1 protein-coding gene is annotated in these 1,945 nt (G+C 22.1%); it reads left to right on the top strand.

The window, feature by feature from the left end; all coding sequences use genetic code 11:
* Window positions 1-11: 11 nt before the first annotated feature.
* Window positions 12-1,945: hypothetical protein (locus CSUIS19072_RS08315; RefSeq protein ID WP_337212261.1), on the top strand; the 1,934-nt coding region annotated here is incomplete at its 3' end.

Here is a 1,945-nt window from a genome sequence, read left to right as displayed (position 1 = left end):
AGGAGTAATTAATGATATTTAAGGATATAGATTTATTTGACATATACAAAGAAAGTAAACAAACTTTGTTGGATAAAAATATCATATTTATTGATTTAAGTAATATATCACAAAGTGGTCACAAGTTAAATATAGACAATAGACTTATTGAATGTATTCGCTTATCATCTGATTTAATAATAAGTTTAGATGAGTGGATTAATATTATAAATAAATTACAAATTTCTTTTGATAATGAAAATTGGATAGAAATTTCCAATAAAAATTTTATTTTTAATAACGATAAATTAGAAATAAATCTTAATGAAAAATATCAAATAAAATTTATAAAATTAAATATTAAAGATGAAAATTATATAAATAAAATAAAAATAGAAATACTCAATAGGAAATTTCCAGGATTGATGGTAGCGTCTAGAAGCGATGGATTTGGGGCTAGATTTATGCCTATACTAAATGCTATGTATCTATCTAGTAAGTTAGGATATAAATTTGGCATAGTATGGCCAAAATCATCTTATGATCAAACAAGTTTAAAAAAATTAGATAATAATGAATTAGCAGGACTATATGGTGGAAATGAAGAGTTTATATTTGATAAGGAATTCTTAAATTTATATTCTTACTTAGGTAAAATCTCTCCAGCAAACATTCACGCAGAAAATCATGATATACAAGATTATTTAAAAAGACCTCACCAAGAAAATTTCGGATATCATATATCATATGATATATCGAAACTAAAGGGATTAGATAAATATTATTTAAAGGAATATCCAAAATTATGGAAATCTATAAAATTTGCTAAACCAGTTAATGATATAATAGATAATGTAAGCCAAAAAGTACAAAAATATTTTCCAAATAAATTTATAGCGATACATATCAGAGCTGGAGATGGAGTTTATGATTATATTAGAAGCGGATTGGATGCTTTTTATAGAAAAATGATGCCAAATGAAATTGCTATGGCTCTTATAGATGAAAATTTAAAAATTAATAATGATATTGTACTTTTTGGAGATGATTTTACGCAACTAAGAGAACTTAAAAAATTTTATAAAAATAAAATATATTTGATAGAGGATTTTATTGATGATACAATAATAGATATTAAAAGAGTAATATTTGACATTGTATTTATGTCTAAAGCCAAAGAGATATACTCTGGAGGCAGTTCATTTGCTAAGACGGCATCGTACATAGGTTTAGGCAAAATACCTGAATATTATTTTACTCACTTTTCAATAGATGAAATGATAATTATAGTTAAAAAATATTTTAATTATAATTTAAATTTGCATCAATATCAAAAATCTTACTCTTTACTGTTTTTACATAATTTATGTCTTATGCAACATGTATCTAGAGATGAATTGATATCAATTTTAAATCAAGGTATAAATTATGATAGAAATAATTGTGCATTTCTTGTGCATATGTTTAATCATTACATATATTTAAAAAAATACGACGAAGCTAATAATACATTAGGTTTATTATTTGATTTAAAAGATTTTGATTGGATGTATAAGTATATTATTAGGTATAAAGATTCAATATATAAAGTATTTGTAAATAATATAATAGGATATTCGCAAGAAAAATATTTAAATATTTCATATATGGCTTCAAAAATATCTATAGATACTAAATTGACTAGAAGTCGTATATTAAAATATTTATCAAATTATTTATTAGGATTAAACATAGATGATAAGGCAAAAAATTTATTAAATCATTACATAAATATAACCAATAAATTAAATGTTTCTGTTAATGAAATCAATTCTCAGATTGAAACTAACATAAAAAATAATGAAAATTTAAAATCAATACTTCAAAATGAGCAAATAGCTTTAAAAAATCAAATAGATACAAATAAATCTAATGAAGTTCTAATACAAAAATTAAAATTAGAAATTGATATTCTTAATAAACAAAC

It is taken from the genome of Campylobacter sp. RM19072 (assembly GCF_024723485.1).
In the GTDB taxonomy this organism is placed as follows: Bacteria; Campylobacterota; Campylobacteria; order Campylobacterales; family Campylobacteraceae; genus Campylobacter; species Campylobacter porcelli.
Note: the sequence above shows the minus strand (reverse complement) of the source record. Positions and strands in the feature narration are given on the sequence as shown.